The following is a 14,285-nucleotide window of genomic DNA, read 5'->3' as shown; positions in this document are numbered from 1 at the left end:
GCTGTCAGGCATAATAACTTTTGCCCGTTCTGTGATGATAGACAACATGGGCACGTTGTAGCGCATGTTTAAACTGCCGTACATCCTCGCGTAACCAGTGACGCTGCGTTAAAGGCAGATGCTCCAGCCCCTCAGGCAACGGTACCCCATATAACGCCCCACGATTGCAAAGCGCTCTGACCAGGCTTGTTTGCGAAATACCCAGATAGGTCGCCATTTCGGGTAATGTCATAAACTCTGCATGCATGTTCACCTCCCAACCTGTCGTTAATGCTGCATTTTTGTTCAATTCAGGGCGATTCTTATTGATCTGCGTCATATACACGCATTAAACAGACGAAAGAGGGAGAAAGTTGCTAAGCTGGAAGTTCTGCTTAAGACAACATGAGAAGACCACGTGCAACGTTATGGATTGATGGTGCTTTTTCTTGTTTCCTGTTGGTCTCATGCTCACACATTTACGATGGGCAAACCTGTTCCGGCCGTTTCTGTCGCAGATAAAGGTGAAATGCAGTTACGCAACGGTCAAATTCACTACCAAACCTGGAACAGTCAGTCACTTACAGGAAAAGCCCGTTTACTTATTCATGTGGCTGGCCGGTTATCGGCTAAAGAGCAGTCCGCAGGCCTCATCAGCGCCATTCAGCAGGCCAGTCTGCCGGAAAAGACCTTTCAGACAACTACCATCGTTAATACCGACGATGCGCTGCCGGGCAGCAGTATTTTTGTGGTTAACAGCATTCGCGCCAGTAAAAAAGCGTCGCCGTGGCAGCAGTTCATCATTGACAGCAGTGGCCTTGCCCGCCATCGCTGGCAGCTTAAACCGGGCGGGGCGGCGGCAATTGTTCTTGACGCACAAGGCAATGTGCAATTTGCCAAAGACACTCCCCTGAGCGCGGATGACATTTCACAGATTATTTCGCTATTACGGGCGCTGACGCGCTGAAGAACGATCCAGGTGATTAAGAGCTGTCCGGCAGAGGGCAGTGACGGAGGTTGATGAATTTCCCCTCTTTTCTTAAAGCTCAACTAGTATTAATTATATGGGTTTAGCCCCAAAAAAACTGAAAACCCGAACGGTAAAAAACGGGTAGCCCTGCCAACGATGCTCTGGCAGTTAAAGTATCTTTTAAAATGGCATCGCACGTTTTAGCGTTGTCGTAAATGTATTCGTTAATAAGGACAGCCCGAATGACGGTCTGCGCAAAAAAACACGTTCACCTTACTGGCATTTCGGCTGAGCAGTTGCTGGCTGATATCGATAGCCGCCTTGATCAGTTACTGCCGGTTCAGGGTGAGCGGGATTGTGTGGGTGCCGCGATGCGTGAAGGCACGCTGGCACCGGGCAAACGTATTCGTCCGATGCTGCTGTTATTAACAGCGCGCGATCTTGGCTGTGCGATCAGTCACGGGGGATTACTGGATTTAGCCTGCGCGGTTGAAATGGTGCATGCTGCCTCGCTGATTCTGGATGATATGCCCTGCATGGACGATGCGCAGATGCGTCGGGGGCGTCCCACCATTCACACGCAGTACGGTGAACATGTGGCGATTCTGGCGGCGGTTGCTTTACTCAGCAAAGCGTTTGGGGTGATTGCCGAGGCTGAAGGTCTGACGCCGATAGCCAAAACTCGCGCGGTGTCGGAGCTGTCCACTGCGATTGGCATGCAGGGTCTGGTTCAGGGCCAGTTTAAGGACCTCTCGGAGGGCGATAAACCCCGTAGCGCCGATGCCATACTGCTAACCAATCAGTTTAAAACCAGCACGCTGTTTTGCGCGTCAACGCAAATGGCGTCCATTGCAGCCAACGCGTCCTGCGAAGCGCGTGAGAACCTGCATCGTTTCTCGCTCGATCTCGGTCAGGCCTTTCAGTTGCTTGACGATCTTACCGATGGCATGACCGATACCGGCAAAGACATCAATCAGGATGCAGGTAAATCAACGCTGGTCAATTTATTAGGCTCAGGCGCGGTCGAAGAACGCCTGCGACAGCATTTGCGCCTGGCCAGTGAACACCTTTCCGCGGCATGCCAAAACGGCCATTCCACCACCCAACTTTTTATTCAGGCCTGGTTTGACAAAAAACTCGCTGCCGTCAGTTAAGGATGCTGCATGAGCCATTTTGCGGTGATTGCACCGCCCTTTTTCAGCCATGTTCGCGCTCTGCAAAACCTTGCTCAGGAATTAGTGGCCCGCGGTCATCGTGTTACGTTTTTTCAGCAACATGACTGCAAAGCGCTGGTAACGGGCAGCGATATCGGATTCCAGACCGTCGGACTGCAAACGCATCCTCCCGGTTCCTTATCGCACCTGCTGCACCTGGCCGCGCACCCACTCGGACCCTCGATGTTACGACTGATCAATGAAATGGCACGTACCAGCGATATGCTTTGCCGGGAACTGCCCGCCGCTTTTCATGCGTTGCAGATAGAGGGCGTGATCGTTGATCAAATGGAGCCGGCAGGTGCAGTAGTCGCAGAAGCGTCAGGTCTGCCGTTTGTTTCGGTGGCCTGCGCGCTGCCGCTCAACCGCGAACCGGGTTTGCCTCTGGCGGTGATGCCTTTCGAGTACGGCACCAGCGATGCGGCTCGGGAACGCTATACCACCAGCGAAAAAATTTATGACTGGCTGATGCGACGTCACGATTGTGTGATCGCGCATCATGCCTGCAGAATGGGTTTAGCCCCGCGTGAAAAACTGCATCATTGTTTTTCTCCACTGGCACAAATCAGCCAGTTGATCCCCGAACTGGATTTTCCCCGCAAAGCACTGCCAGACTGCTTTCATGCGGTTGGACCGTTACGGCAACCCCAGGGGACGCCGGGGTCAGCAACTTCTTATTTTCCGTCCCCGGACAAACCCCGTATTTTTGCCTCGCTGGGCACCCTGCAGGGGCATCGTTATGGCCTGTTCAGGACCATCGCCAAAGCCTGCGAAGAGGTGGATGCGCAGTTACTGTTGGCACACTGTGGCGGCCTCTCAGCTACGCAGGCAGGTGAACTGGCCCGGGGCGGGGACATTCAGGTTGTGGATTTTGCCGATCAATCCGCAGCACTTTCACAGGCACAGTTGACAATCACACATGGTGGAATGAATACGGTACTGGACGCTATTGCTTCCCGCACACCGCTACTGGCGCTGCCGCTGGCATTTGATCAACCTGGCGTGGCATCACGAATTGTTTATCATGGCATCGGCAAGCGTGCGTCTCGGTTTACCACCAGCCATGCGCTGGCGCGGCAGATTCGATCGCTGCTGACTAACACCGATTACCCGCAGCGTATGACAAAAATTCAGGCCGCATTGCGTCTGGCAGGCGGCACACCAGCCGCCGCCGATATTGTTGAACAGGCGATGCGGACCTGTCAGCCAGTACTCAGTGGGCAGGATTATGCAACCGCACTATGATCTCATTCTGGTCGGTGCCGGTCTGGCTAATGGCCTTATCGCGCTCCGGCTTCAGCAACAGCATCCGGATATGCGGATCTTGCTTATTGAGGCGGGTCCTGAGGCGGGAGGGAACCATACCTGGTCCTTTCACGAAGAGGATTTAACGCTGAATCAGCATCGCTGGATAGCGCCGCTTGTGGTCCATCACTGGCCCGACTACCAGGTTCGTTTCCCTCAGCGCCGTCGCCATGTGAACAGTGGCTACTACTGCGTGACCTCCCGGCATTTCGCCGGGATACTCCGGCAACAGTTTGGACAACATTTATGGCTGCATACCGCGGTTTCAGCCGTCCATGCTGAATCGGTCCAGTTAGCGGATGGCCGGATTATTCATGCCAGTACAGTGATCGACGGACGGGGTTACACGCCTGATTCTGCACTACGCGTAGGATTCCAGGCATTTATCGGTCAGGAGTGGCAACTGAGCGCGCCGCATGGTTTATCGTCACCGATTATCATGGATGCGACGGTCGATCAGCAAAATGGCTACCGCTTTGTTTATACCCTACCGCTTTCCGCAACCGCACTGCTGATCGAAGACACACATTACATTGACAAGGCTAATCTTCAGGCCGAACGGGCGCGTCAGAACATTCGCGATTATGCTGCGCGACAGGGTTGGCCGTTACAGACGTTGCTGCGGGAAGAACAGGGTGCATTGCCCATTACGTTAACGGGCGATAATCGTCAGTTTTGGCAACAGCAACCACAAGCCTGTAGCGGATTACGCGCCGGGCTGTTTCATCCGACAACCGGCTACTCCCTACCGCTCGCGGTGGCGCTGGCCGATCGTCTCAGCGCGCTGAATGTGTTTACCTCTTCCTCTGTTCACCAGACGATTGCTCACTTTGCCCAGCAACGTTGGCAGCAACAGGGGTTTTTCCGCATGCTGAATCGCATGTTGTTTTTAGCCGGACCGGCCGAGTCACGCTGGCGTGTGATGCAGCGTTTCTATGGCTTACCCGAGGATTTGATTTCCCGCTTTTATGCGGGAAAACTCACCGTGATCGATCGGCTACGCATTCTGAGCGGCAAGCCGCCCGTTCCCGTTTTCGCGGCATTGCAGGCAATTATGACGACTCATCGTTGAAGAGCGACTACATGAAACCAACTACGGTAATTGGTGCGGGCTTTGGTGGCCTGGCACTGGCAATTCGTTTACAGGCCGCAGGTATTCCTGTTTTGCTGCTTGAGCAGCGCGACAAGCCGGGTGGCCGGGCTTATGTTTATCAGGAGCAGGGCTTTACTTTTGATGCAGGCCCTACCGTTATCACCGATCCCAGCGCGATTGAAGAACTGTTTGCTCTGGCCGGTAAACAGCTTAAGGATTACGTCGAGCTGTTGCCGGTCACGCCGTTTTATCGCCTGTGCTGGGAGTCCGGCAAGGTCTTCAATTACGATAACGACCAGGCCCAGTTAGAAGCGCAGATACAGCAGTTTAATCCGCGCGATGTTGCGGGTTATCGAGCGTTCCTTGACTATTCGCGTGCCGTATTCAATGAGGGCTATCTGAAGCTCGGCACTGTGCCTTTTTTATCGTTCAAAGACATGCTTCGGGCCGCGCCCCAGTTGGCAAAGCTGCAGGCCTGGCGCAGCGTTTACAGTAAAGTTGCCGGCTACATTGAGGATGAGCATCTTCGGCAGGCGTTTTCTTTTCACTCGCTCTTAGTGGGGGGGAATCCGTTTGCAACCTCGTCCATTTATACGCTGATTCACGCGTTAGAACGGGAATGGGGCGTCTGGTTTCCACGCGGTGGAACCGGTGCGCTGGTCAACGGCATGATCAAGCTGTTTCAGGATCTGGGCGGCGAAGTCGTGCTTAACGCCCGGGTCAGTCATATGGAAACCGTTGGGGACAAGATTCAGGCCGTGCAGTTGGAAGACGGCAGACGGTTTGAAACCTGCGCGGTGGCGTCGAACGCTGATGTTGTACATACCTATCGCGATCTGCTGTCTCAGCATCCCGCAGCCGCTAAGCAGGCGAAAAAACTGCAATCCAAGCGTATGAGTAACTCACTGTTTGTACTCTATTTTGGTCTCAACCATCATCACGATCAACTCGCCCATCATACCGTCTGTTTTGGGCCACGCTACCGTGAACTGATTCACGAAATTTTTAACCATGATGGTCTGGCTGAGGATTTTTCGCTTTATTTACACGCACCTTGTGTCACGGATCCGTCACTGGCACCGGAAGGTTGCGGCAGCTATTATGTGCTGGCGCCTGTTCCACACTTAGGCACGGCGAACCTCGACTGGGCGGTAGAAGGACCCCGACTGCGCGATCGTATTTTTGACTACCTTGAGCAACATTACATGCCTGGCTTGCGAAGCCAGTTGGTGACGCACCGTATGTTTACGCCGTTCGATTTCCGCGACGAGCTCAATGCCTGGCAAGGTTCGGCCTTCTCGGTTGAACCTATTCTGACCCAGAGCGCCTGGTTCCGACCACATAACCGCGATAAGCACATTGATAATCTTTATCTGGTTGGCGCAGGCACCCATCCCGGCGCGGGCATTCCCGGCGTAATCGGCTCGGCGAAGGCGACGGCAGGCTTAATGCTGGAGGACCTGATTTGACGAATACGTCATTACTGAATCATGCCGTCGAAACCATGGCGGTTGGCTCGAAAAGCTTTGCGACTGCATCGACGCTTTTCGACGCCAAAACCCGTCGCAGCGTGCTGATGCTTTACGCATGGTGCCGCCACTGCGACGACGTCATTGACGATCAAACACTGGGCTTTCATGCCGACCAGCCCTCTTCGCAGATGCCTGAGCAGCGCCTGCAGCAGCTTGAAATGAAAACGCGTCAGGCCTACGCCGGTTCGCAAATGCACGAGCCCGCTTTTGCTGCGTTTCAGGAGGTCGCGATGGCGCATGATATCGCTCCCGCCTACGCGTTCGATCATCTGGAAGGTTTTGCCATGGATGTGCGCGAAACGCGCTATCTGACACTGGACGATACGCTGCGTTATTGCTATCACGTCGCCGGTGTTGTGGGCCTGATGATGGCGCAAATTATGGGCGTTCGTGATAACGCCACACTCGATCGCGCCTGCGATCTCGGGCTGGCTTTCCAGTTGACCAACATTGCGCGTGATATTGTCGACGATGCTCAGGTGGGCCGCTGTTACCTGCCTGAAAGCTGGCTGGAACAGGAAGGACTGACGAAAGCGAATTATGCTGCGCCAGAAAACCGGCAGGCCTTAAGCCGTATCGCCGGGCGACTGGTACGGGAAGCGGAACCCTATTACGTATCATCAATGGCCGGTCTGGCACAATTACCCTTACGCTCGGCCTGGGCCATCGCGACAGCGAAGCAGGTGTACCGTAAAATTGGCGTGAAAGTTGAACAGGCCGGTAAGCAGGCCTGGGATCATCGCCAGTCCACGTCCACCGCCGAAAAATTAACGCTTTTGCTGACGGCATCCGGTCAGGCAGTTACTTCCCGGATGAAGACGTATCCACCCCGTCCTGCTCATCTCTGGCAGCGCCCGATCTAGCCGCATGCCTTTCTCTCAGCGTCGCCTGAAGTTTAGATAACGGTGGCGCGTACAGAAAACCAAAGGACACGCAGCCCTCTTTTCCCCTTACAGCATGATGCATACGGTGGGCCATGTATAACCGTTTCAGGTAGCCTTTGCGCGGTATGTAGCGGAACGGCCAGCGCTGGTGTACCAGTCCGTCGTGGACCATAAAATACAGTAAACCATAAGCGGTCATGCCTGCACCAATCCACTGGAGCGGCCAGATTCCTGTACTGCCGAAGTAAATCAGGGCAATCGACACAATGGCGAATACCACGGCATAGAGATCGTTAACTTCAAATGCGCCTTTACGCGGTTCATGATGTGAAAGATGCCAGCCCCAACCCCAGCCGTGCATGATGTATTTATGTGCCAGTGCAGCAACCACTTCCATGCCGACCACGGTGATAAACACGATCAGGGCATTCCAAATCCACAACATAATCTCTCCAGTACAGACGTCCGGCATCAAGCGTGAGGAGTTAATTTTAACAGAGATTAGCCCGTCTACTTACGGGAAAGAGAAAAGGCGCGCCAGAAAGGCGCGCCTGGCATCAGAAATCCGCCTTCAGAACCACGCGGTAATTGGCTTTACCCGCGCGTACGTGCGCCAGCGCATCGTTAATTTTGGACATTGGGAAGTACTCTACCGTCGGGGCGATATCTGCACGACCAGCCAGCTTCAGCAGTGAACGTAACTGAGCCGGAGAGCCTGTTGACGAGCCAGTAACGGCACGGTCACCCAGAATCAGACTAAAAGCCGGGACATCGAAAGGTTTCAGCACCGCGCCGACCGTATGGAACTTGCCGCGAGGAGCCAGTGCCGCAAAGTACGGCTGCCAGTCGAGATCGACCGCGACAGTGCTGATAATCAGATCGAACTGACCGGCCAGCGCTTTCAGCGCCTCGGGATCGCGACTGTTCACCACATGGTCTGCCCCCATGTCGAGGATAGCCTGCTTTTTGCTTTCAGATGAACTGAACGCCGTTACTTCCGCCCCCATGGCATGCAGGATTTTAATGGCGATATGACCCAGTCCACCAATTCCGATCACACCAACCCGGCTCATCGCCGTGATGTTGTGCATCAGCAGAGGCTTAAATACCGTGATACCGCCGCAGAGCAGTGGGCCTGCCGTGGCAGGATCCAGTTTTTCCGGCAGCGGAATAACCCATTGCCAGTTAGCACGCAGCTTCTCAGCGAAACCGCCGTGGTTGCCGATGGTCGTCGTCGTACCCTGTGCACAGTTAACGTGATCGCCACTGATGCAGGGATCGCAGTGCTGGCAGCTCTTGGCCGTCCAGCCAATGCCCACGCGCTGACCAACTTTCAGCCCTTTATTTTTTGCACTGTCGCCCAGTGCGGCTACGCGTCCGATGACCTCATGGCCAGCAACCACGGGATAAGCCGAAATTCCCCACTCGTTATCGATCATCGACAGGTCGGAGTGACAGACACCACAATACTCAACCTCGACTTCAACATCTTCAGCGTCCAACGGGCCGGGATCATAGTCGTAACGCTCCAGCGCTTGTCCCGCCTGCATGGCTGCGTAACTCTTAATTGTCATTCTGTACCTCTTTTAACGCGTTGATTTGGCAGTCAGCGTATTCGCAACGGTCACGAACTGACCACCGCCAAGATGATGTAATGTATGGAGCGCGGGATCCACGGCCTCGAAATGCCAGCGGCCGTCATAAAATACCCGGCTGTCAGCCGCCGCAGTGATCACCTCACCAAACAGCGTGTCATAGGCCTGTTGCGCTTCCGTTTCAGGCAGCAGACGGCACTCCATCCACGCGACACAGCTCTCTTCCAGCAACGGCACGCCATAGTGCGGACTTTCGTGTGCCTGAATAGCGAAGTCGGCAAACTTGTCCTGATCGCGCCCGGACGTGCTGCCCACCGCATAAGCCATATCCACAAAACCCGCCGCCGGTACACAAATGCCAAATGCCCCGCTGGCTTCAATGATCTCACGTGACAATGTGGATTTATCCACAACGATAGCCATTCTTGCTGGTGTGAACTCAACGGGTACCGACCAGGCTGCGGCCATGATGTTGCGGCGCTTTGACTGACTGTCGCGACTGGTAATTAACACCGTGGGACCGTGATTAAGCAGACGGCTTGCGTGTTCCAGCGCTACCGGACGAAAATGCGACATGCAGTGTTCCTCAGACCTGAACCAGGCATAAATGACGCGACTGAACCCCAATATCAGGGAATAAAGCGCGTTACCTTAGCGGCTTTTATTTCGCTTCAGTTTGCCGCTTTGTGCCTTAACGTTAAAAATAATGTTTAATATCATGATTTAACATTGATGAAATCTGATAGTGCTGGCCTTTAAAGCGAAACCGCCGGATAGCTAATTCTAGTTTGGTTTGGTTTGATGTGGGAGAAATGAGATTAATCCTTATCGGTTTAAAATAAGGTCTGCACTGGCAGAACCTGGCTAAGTTTGTCACAGTCATTGAAGCCAACTTTCATGCTTTACAACAGGAGCCGCTATGAACAATGAAACACTACGGGCAGAACCGCTTACCTGGGGTCATGGGCCTCATCTTTTTGAAGTTTTTATCGAGCCCACCTGCCCTTTCTCCGTTCGGGCTTTCAATAAGCTGGATGCGCTCCTGAGCCTGGTCGGAGAAGATAAGATGACGCTTAAAGTCCATCTTCAGTCCCAGCCCTGGCATATGTATTCCGGGGTTATTGTGCGCTATATTCTTGCCGCCTCAGTACAAGGTAAAGCGGCGGCTAAAGCCGTCCTCCAGGCGGTGGCCGATCACCGCGAAGCGTTTGAGTTCACTGACCACTGCCGTGGTCCTAACATGGACACCACGCCTAACCAACTCCTGGCACGGCTCAGGGATTACAGCGGCATTGATGCTTATGCGGCTTTCGATCGCCCTGACTTACAAAATCTGGTGAAATGGCACTGTAAGTATGCCCGTCAGAACGGGATTCATGTTTCGCCAACCTTCATGATTAATGGTCTGGTCCAGCCCGATATCGGCAGCGGCGATTCGGTTGAACAGTGGGCAGAACGCCTTCTGGCCTGATATTCCCCTGCGATGCACACAAACTGAGTGGATAACCCATAAACGGACGTAATATTCCCATGACAATGAATGTGGAACAAATAAAGGCTAAATATCCTGGCGCACTGTCGTGGTCATTTGGCGATTCACCTGAGCTGGCGAATGAACTGGCGACCCTGGTCCTGACCGGGAAGAAAATTGCCACCTGCAGCTCGTTGCAGGGCTGGTACGATGACGACGTCAGGCCGCTGCCTGGCGGTTACAACATTATTTTAGATGGCGAGAAAAAACCGCTGTGCGTCGTCAGAACGACCGGGCTTTTTCTGACGCGCTTTGATCGCGTCACGCCGGAAATGGCCATGATGGAAGGAGAAGGCGACCTGAGTCTTGAATACTGGCAGCGTGAACATCAACGCTTCTTCCAGCGCAACGGCGGATTCAGTCCCGAAATGGAGCTGATCTTTGAAACCTTCCAGCTGGTGGAAGTCATCTGACAAACCGCCCGTTCGCGCCCGTATTACATCCGAACGGGCGTTTTCATTCCGGGGCAGCAGGCCGAATCAACGGTGCAGCGCCATTGACCATCGCTGTCCCGGCGAAACAAATAGGTGGCGCGCCGGGTCGTTTCAACATGGTTTTCCTGCTGACAGGGATAACGCAGCACGGTTTCCATGATCACCAGCGCCGTTTTCCCCCTCTCAATGACCGCCATTCGGCCCTGCTCAACCACCCGCTTATCCTGAACAATGGCCTTGCGCGTTACCCTCATTCCCGGCTTTACCACCAGGCTGGCACCCTCTGCATAGTGCTGCATCAATGCGTCGTAATCACGGGAAGTCATCGCCCTGTCGCATCGTCTGATAACCTGTAAAACAGGTAGCTCATTCATCAGCTCTTCCGCACGCATTGCGGGTATGTTAAGTATATGCTTACCGATGTTAAAAGGAGTTAATCATGTTTAGTCATATGGTTGTTGGTACAGACGATATTGAGCAGGCAAAAAAATTCTATGACGCCATTTTTGCCGTAATAGCGTGTGAAGAGCAGGGAATTGATGCCATAGGCCGCCCTTTTTATTCGAAAAATAACCAGCGTTTTATTGTCACTAAGCCCATTAATGGTCAACCGGCCACCTTTGCCAATGGCGGAACCATTGGCTTTGCGATGCCCTCATCTGACGCCGTCTTCCGCTGGCATCAGCAGGGTCTCGAAAACGGCGGAACCTCGGCTGAATCCCCACCGCATATCAGAGAAACCGATGGTCGCTGTGTCGCTTATCTCAGAGATCCCACCGGTAACAAGCTGTGTGCTTTTTACAATCCGTCATAGTGTATGACCGGTTCTGTACACGCAGCGAAAAAGCCTTGTAAACGGAGAGCCGTTGGATATTAATCTCGCTGGCTTTCTGCCTGCACTGTTGCCGATTGCGCTGTCACCTGGGGCGAGTTTCACTCTGGCGATGAACAGTGCACTTACATCAGGCTACAGAGGCTTGTTTAAAACACTGTTCGGCACTGCGCTGGGTATTTACACGCACGCGCTGCTGATTGGACTGGGGCTGTCGACGGCGCTGGTGGCGTCATCCACACTGTTCACCTGGTTAAAAATCGTGGGGGGCGTTTATTTACTGTGGCTTGGCGGACTGCTGTTTATCACCGGGATAAAGACAAAAACCTTTACGCTGAACGCTATGGACAGCGCGGTGACGATAAAAGGCGCCTGGCTGGCCAACGTCATTAACCCTAAAGCTATCCTGTTCTACCTGACGGTGGTTTCCCAGTTTACAGGCGACAGAACCGATTTGGCTGCCTTCCTGAGCCTGGCCACCGTACACATTGTAGTGATGTGTCTCTGGCTCACGCTTATCAGCCAGCTACTGTTTTTTTCAGCGCAAAGCGTGAATCCCGTTGTTCTGAAACGCTATGTAAACATGGCAGGGGGCCTTTTGCTGATAGTGATTGCCGTACACAACCTGGTATCCTGATCGTCAGCTCAACGCGGTCATCATAACTTTCATTCATATCGGAAGGCAGAGGGAAACAGATGGTAGCCGTTCAGCAATGGTATAAAGACGATTATCTGATCACGACAGATCACGCAAGGATGGATATTGAGGCGATTCATCGCTATCTCACCCGCTCAACATGGGCAGCCGGTATTGATGGAGAAACCGTGGCCCTGTCGGTAGAGAACAGCTTAATTTTTGGCCTTTTTCATCATCAACAGCAGATCGGATTTGCCCGCTTTGTTACTGATTACGCCACCTTTGCCTATTTATGTGATGTCTACGTGCTGGAAGAGTATCAGGGCGCAGGTCTGGGAGGTTGGCTGATTACCTGCTGTCAGTCCCATCCCATCGTGGATAAACTTCGCAGGATGCTACTGTTCACCTCAACCGCGCCATGGCTATATAAAAAGTTCGGTTACGAGCCCGTCAACCGGCCCGATTACGCCTGGACGATTACCCGACCCGATATCTATCAGGCCCGTCGTTCAGACCGGGCCTGATAAGCCTGCTTTTCCGTCAGATTTAGCGGTCGGCGATGATGGCCAGCCGCTCACAGCCACGCGCCTCCAGTGCCTGCGCGGCCTGAGCGGCACGCATGCCGCTGGCGCAGACCAGAACAATGCGCTTATCCGCGGGCGGTTGCCAGCAGGCAATATCCTGTGGCAGTAGCCTCTCAGCATTCGTGCTGACGCTCACGGGGGCTTCATCCATCCCACGTAGCTCCACCACGCAGTCGTCTGGCGTCAACAAGGCAGGATCAATAAACGGAATCCCGGGTTTTTCCGGTTCCGGTGCCGCGTCAAAGCGGAACTGACGCAGTTGCCATGACACAAAATCACAGTTAATCATGCACCCTAACGGTGACGGCGACAGCGTTAGCAGTATGCTGAGCGCCATCTGAGCCTGCATGGCGCCTAAGGTGGCGACCGCCGGGCCTAAAACCCCCGCAGTGTTGCAGTTGCCTGATGCTTTGGGTAAACGGGGAAACAGCGCGCGATAGCTGGGCGCTCCGCCGCAGAATCCGCCAACATAGCCTTGTCTTCCCAGCACTGAGGAACTCACCAGGGGAATTCGTCGGGCATAGCAGTTGTCGGAGAGCAGATAGGTCACTGCAAAATTGTCTGCGGCGTCAATGACCAAATCAATCCCTGTCATTGCCGTATCGATAATGCTGGCACGCAGGGCATCAACATGCGGCTCGATGAGTATGTCAGGATTGCGTTGCGCCAGCGCACGCTGCGCGCAGAAAACCTTGGGCTCGCCAATGTCGGCAACGGTAAACAACGTCTGGCGATGCAAATTATGCAGCGTCACGACATCATGATCATACAGCCGGATATAGCCCACGCCGGCACCTGCGAGCAGGGGCAACAGGGTTGACGCGAGTCCACCCGCGCCCACGACCAGAACGCGGGCTGCAGCCAGCGCCTGCTGCCCCTCATCCCCGACTTCGGGCAACATAGTCTGTCTTTGATATCGCGACATTTTCGCTCCTTAACTGAACTGCGCCAGACCAAAAACGGGCGTGGAGGCGACCGCCATATCCCGACGTTCCATCATGCCGGCCAACCGCGCCTGATGTCCTGACTGAATGGCACTGGCAAACGCTCCCGCCATGCGTACCGGATCGTGGGATTTCGCGACGGCGGTATTCAGCAACACGGCATCAAAGCCCAGCTCCATCGCCTGCGCCGCCTGGCTGGGAGCACCGATCCCTGCGTCAATGATCAGCGGAACGTCTTTAAACCAGGCACGCATGGTGCGTAAACCGTCAATATTGCGTAGCCCCTGCCCCGAGCCAATGGGCGCGCCCCAGGGCATCAGCACCTGACAGCCCGCTTCCAGCAGTTTTTCGCCCACAATCAGATCTTCTGTGGTGTAAGGAAAAACATGAAAACCTTCGGCACATAAAATACGGGCGGCCTCCACCAGGGCGAATGGATCCGGTTGCAGGGTATCCGCGTGCCCGATCACTTCCAGTTTGATCCATGGCGTGGCAAACAGTTCGCGCGCCATATGCGCCGTCGTGACGGCTTCCCTGACGGTATGGCAACTCGCTGTATTGGGTAACACGCGCTTATTCAGCGTTTTCAGTAAATCGCGAAAGGCCCCACCCTGATTCCCTTCCCGACGCAGACTGACCGTGATGATATCCGCACCGGAGGCCACAACAGCCTGCTGAAGAATATCCGGTGAGGGATAACCGGCCGTACCCAGTAAAAAACGGGAGTCGCCCTTGTAGTCGTAAAACATGA

Annotated in this window: 18 protein-coding genes; 11 read left to right on the top strand and 7 right to left on the bottom strand. The window is 54.2% G+C overall.

Annotated elements, in window-relative coordinates:
- Nucleotides 1–4 precede the first annotated feature (4 nt).
- Entirely contained in the window at nt 5–247 is a 243-nt protein-coding gene (locus GC087_RS23355) for a hypothetical protein (RefSeq protein WP_324030741.1), read from the bottom strand.
- A 168-nt stretch (nt 248–415) separates the two neighbouring features.
- Here GC087_RS23355 and GC087_RS23350 point away from each other — a divergent pair, with 168 nt between their 5' ends.
- The 6 genes from GC087_RS23350 (at nt 416) to crtB (ending at nt 6,956) form a co-directional block, all read left to right on the top strand.
- Complete coding sequence (locus tag GC087_RS23350) at nt 416–946, top strand: YtfJ family protein (protein ID WP_058702481.1); 531 nt, start codon at nt 416–418, stop codon at nt 944–946.
- A gap of 245 nt (nt 947–1,191) precedes the next feature.
- A complete protein-coding gene (locus GC087_RS23345; RefSeq protein ID WP_033742307.1) occupies nt 1,192–2,103 on the top strand; it encodes a polyprenyl synthetase family protein in 912 nt (303 codons plus the stop codon).
- 9 nt (nt 2,104–2,112) lie between these two features.
- A complete protein-coding gene (locus GC087_RS23340; protein WP_058702482.1) occupies nt 2,113–3,408 on the top strand; it encodes a glycosyltransferase in 1,296 nt (431 codons plus the stop codon).
- On the top strand, nt 3,392–4,540 hold the full coding sequence (gene crtY / locus GC087_RS23335; RefSeq protein ID WP_058702483.1) for a lycopene beta-cyclase CrtY: 1,149 nt from the start codon (nt 3,392–3,394) through the stop codon (nt 4,538–4,540). Before GC087_RS23340 ends, crtY begins: the two co-directional genes overlap by 17 nt.
- Before the next feature lie 11 nt (nt 4,541–4,551).
- Entirely contained in the window at nt 4,552–6,030 is a 1,479-nt protein-coding gene (locus GC087_RS23330; RefSeq protein WP_006122048.1) for a phytoene desaturase, read from the top strand.
- Nucleotides 6,027–6,956 (top strand): 15-cis-phytoene synthase CrtB, encoded by a 930-nt coding sequence (crtB, locus tag GC087_RS23325; protein WP_039339600.1) that lies wholly within the window; start codon nt 6,027–6,029, stop codon nt 6,954–6,956. The genes GC087_RS23330 and crtB overlap by 4 nt, the downstream gene beginning before the upstream one ends.
- Here crtB and GC087_RS23320 read toward each other — a convergent pair.
- The 3 genes from GC087_RS23320 to GC087_RS23310 all read right to left on the bottom strand — a co-directional run bounded on the left by GC087_RS23320 (nt 6,895) and on the right by GC087_RS23310 (nt 9,148).
- Nucleotides 6,895–7,422 carry a sterol desaturase family protein gene (locus GC087_RS23320; protein WP_033742309.1) on the bottom strand — a complete coding sequence of 176 codons (528 nt, stop codon included), beginning with the start codon at nt 7,420–7,422 and terminating at the stop codon, nt 6,895–6,897. The genes crtB and GC087_RS23320 overlap by 62 nt on opposite strands.
- Nucleotides 7,423–7,534: 112 nt before the next feature.
- Nucleotides 7,535–8,551, bottom strand: a complete 1,017-nt coding sequence (ahr, locus tag GC087_RS23315; protein ID WP_006122045.1) for an NADPH-dependent aldehyde reductase Ahr — start codon at nt 8,549–8,551, stop codon at nt 7,535–7,537.
- A gap of 12 nt (nt 8,552–8,563) precedes the next feature.
- On the bottom strand, nt 8,564–9,148 hold the full coding sequence (locus GC087_RS23310; protein WP_058702484.1) for a flavin reductase family protein: 585 nt from the start codon (nt 9,146–9,148) through the stop codon (nt 8,564–8,566).
- A gap of 343 nt (nt 9,149–9,491) precedes the next feature.
- Here GC087_RS23310 and GC087_RS23305 point away from each other — a divergent pair, with 343 nt between their 5' ends.
- Both GC087_RS23305 and GC087_RS23300 read left to right on the top strand, forming a co-directional pair.
- Nucleotides 9,492–10,043: a DsbA family protein gene (locus GC087_RS23305; protein WP_205954613.1), complete on the top strand. Its 552-nt coding sequence runs from the start codon at nt 9,492–9,494 to the stop codon at nt 10,041–10,043.
- A gap of 59 nt (nt 10,044–10,102) precedes the next feature.
- Nucleotides 10,103–10,516 carry an ASCH domain-containing protein gene (locus tag GC087_RS23300; RefSeq protein WP_006122042.1) on the top strand — a complete coding sequence of 138 codons (414 nt, stop codon included), beginning with the start codon at nt 10,103–10,105 and terminating at the stop codon, nt 10,514–10,516.
- A gap of 23 nt (nt 10,517–10,539) precedes the next feature.
- Here the strand turns inward: GC087_RS23300 and GC087_RS23295 are convergent, their stop codons facing one another.
- On the bottom strand, nt 10,540–10,911 hold the full coding sequence (locus GC087_RS23295; RefSeq protein WP_205954612.1) for a YybH family protein: 372 nt from the start codon (nt 10,909–10,911) through the stop codon (nt 10,540–10,542).
- A 65-nt stretch (nt 10,912–10,976) separates the two neighbouring features.
- Between GC087_RS23295 and GC087_RS23290 the strand changes: the two genes are divergently transcribed.
- From GC087_RS23290 to GC087_RS23280, 3 genes are read left to right on the top strand one after another with little or no spacing between them, the layout of a single operon-like run.
- On the top strand, nt 10,977–11,351 hold the full coding sequence (locus tag GC087_RS23290) for a VOC family protein (protein ID WP_006122041.1): 375 nt from the start codon (nt 10,977–10,979) through the stop codon (nt 11,349–11,351).
- Between the two features lie 52 nt (nt 11,352–11,403).
- Nucleotides 11,404–12,006: a LysE family translocator gene (locus GC087_RS23285; RefSeq protein WP_324030680.1), complete on the top strand. Its 603-nt coding sequence runs from the start codon at nt 11,404–11,406 to the stop codon at nt 12,004–12,006.
- A gap of 59 nt (nt 12,007–12,065) precedes the next feature.
- On the top strand, nt 12,066–12,530 hold the full coding sequence (locus GC087_RS23280; RefSeq protein ID WP_324030679.1) for a GNAT family N-acetyltransferase: 465 nt from the start codon (nt 12,066–12,068) through the stop codon (nt 12,528–12,530).
- A 22-nt stretch (nt 12,531–12,552) separates the two neighbouring features.
- Here the strand turns inward: GC087_RS23280 and GC087_RS23275 are convergent, their stop codons facing one another.
- Together GC087_RS23275 and GC087_RS23270 are read right to left on the bottom strand one after the other, a co-directional pair.
- Entirely contained in the window at nt 12,553–13,515 is a 963-nt protein-coding gene (locus GC087_RS23275; RefSeq protein WP_324030678.1) for a HesA/MoeB/ThiF family protein, read from the bottom strand.
- Between the two features lie 9 nt (nt 13,516–13,524).
- Nucleotides 13,525–14,283: a thiazole synthase gene (locus GC087_RS23270; RefSeq protein WP_205954610.1), complete on the bottom strand. Its 759-nt coding sequence runs from the start codon at nt 14,281–14,283 to the stop codon at nt 13,525–13,527.
- Nucleotides 14,284–14,285 lie beyond the last annotated feature (2 nt).

Origin of the sequence: Pantoea sp. JZ2 (assembly GCF_035191405.1) — a bacterium.
GTDB lineage: Bacteria > Pseudomonadota > Gammaproteobacteria > Enterobacterales > Enterobacteriaceae > Pantoea > Pantoea stewartii.
Note: the sequence above shows the minus strand (reverse complement) of the source record. Positions and strands in the feature narration are given on the sequence as shown.

Bases quoted from the DNA above. Each gene is read 5' to 3' on its own strand.
- GC087_RS23355 (WP_324030741.1), bottom strand. From the start codon at position 247: ATGCATGCAGAGTTTATGACATTACCCGAAATGGCGACCTATCTGGGT.
- GC087_RS23350 (WP_058702481.1), top strand. From the start codon at position 416: ATGGTGCTTTTTCTTGTTTCCTGTTGGTCTCATGCTCACACATTTACG.
- GC087_RS23345 (WP_033742307.1), top strand. From the start codon at position 1,192: ATGACGGTCTGCGCAAAAAAACACGTTCACCTTACTGGCATTTCGGCT.
- GC087_RS23340 (WP_058702482.1), top strand. From the start codon at position 2,113: ATGAGCCATTTTGCGGTGATTGCACCGCCCTTTTTCAGCCATGTTCGC.
- crtY (WP_058702483.1), top strand. From the start codon at position 3,392: ATGCAACCGCACTATGATCTCATTCTGGTCGGTGCCGGTCTGGCTAAT.
- GC087_RS23330 (WP_006122048.1), top strand. From the start codon at position 4,552: ATGAAACCAACTACGGTAATTGGTGCGGGCTTTGGTGGCCTGGCACTG.
- GC087_RS23320 (WP_033742309.1), bottom strand. From the start codon at position 7,422: ATGTTGTGGATTTGGAATGCCCTGATCGTGTTTATCACCGTGGTCGGC.
- ahr (WP_006122045.1), bottom strand. From the start codon at position 8,551: ATGACAATTAAGAGTTACGCAGCCATGCAGGCGGGACAAGCGCTGGAG.
- GC087_RS23310 (WP_058702484.1), bottom strand. From the start codon at position 9,148: ATGTCGCATTTTCGTCCGGTAGCGCTGGAACACGCAAGCCGTCTGCTT.
- GC087_RS23305 (WP_205954613.1), top strand. From the start codon at position 9,492: ATGAACAATGAAACACTACGGGCAGAACCGCTTACCTGGGGTCATGGG.
- GC087_RS23300 (WP_006122042.1), top strand. From the start codon at position 10,103: ATGACAATGAATGTGGAACAAATAAAGGCTAAATATCCTGGCGCACTG.
- GC087_RS23295 (WP_205954612.1), bottom strand. From the start codon at position 10,911: ATGAATGAGCTACCTGTTTTACAGGTTATCAGACGATGCGACAGGGCG.
- GC087_RS23290 (WP_006122041.1), top strand. From the start codon at position 10,977: ATGTTTAGTCATATGGTTGTTGGTACAGACGATATTGAGCAGGCAAAA.
- GC087_RS23280 (WP_324030679.1), top strand. From the start codon at position 12,066: ATGGTAGCCGTTCAGCAATGGTATAAAGACGATTATCTGATCACGACA.
- GC087_RS23275 (WP_324030678.1), bottom strand. From the start codon at position 13,515: ATGTCGCGATATCAAAGACAGACTATGTTGCCCGAAGTCGGGGATGAG.
- GC087_RS23270 (WP_205954610.1), bottom strand. From the start codon at position 14,283: ATGTTTTACGACTACAAGGGCGACTCCCGTTTTTTACTGGGTACGGCC.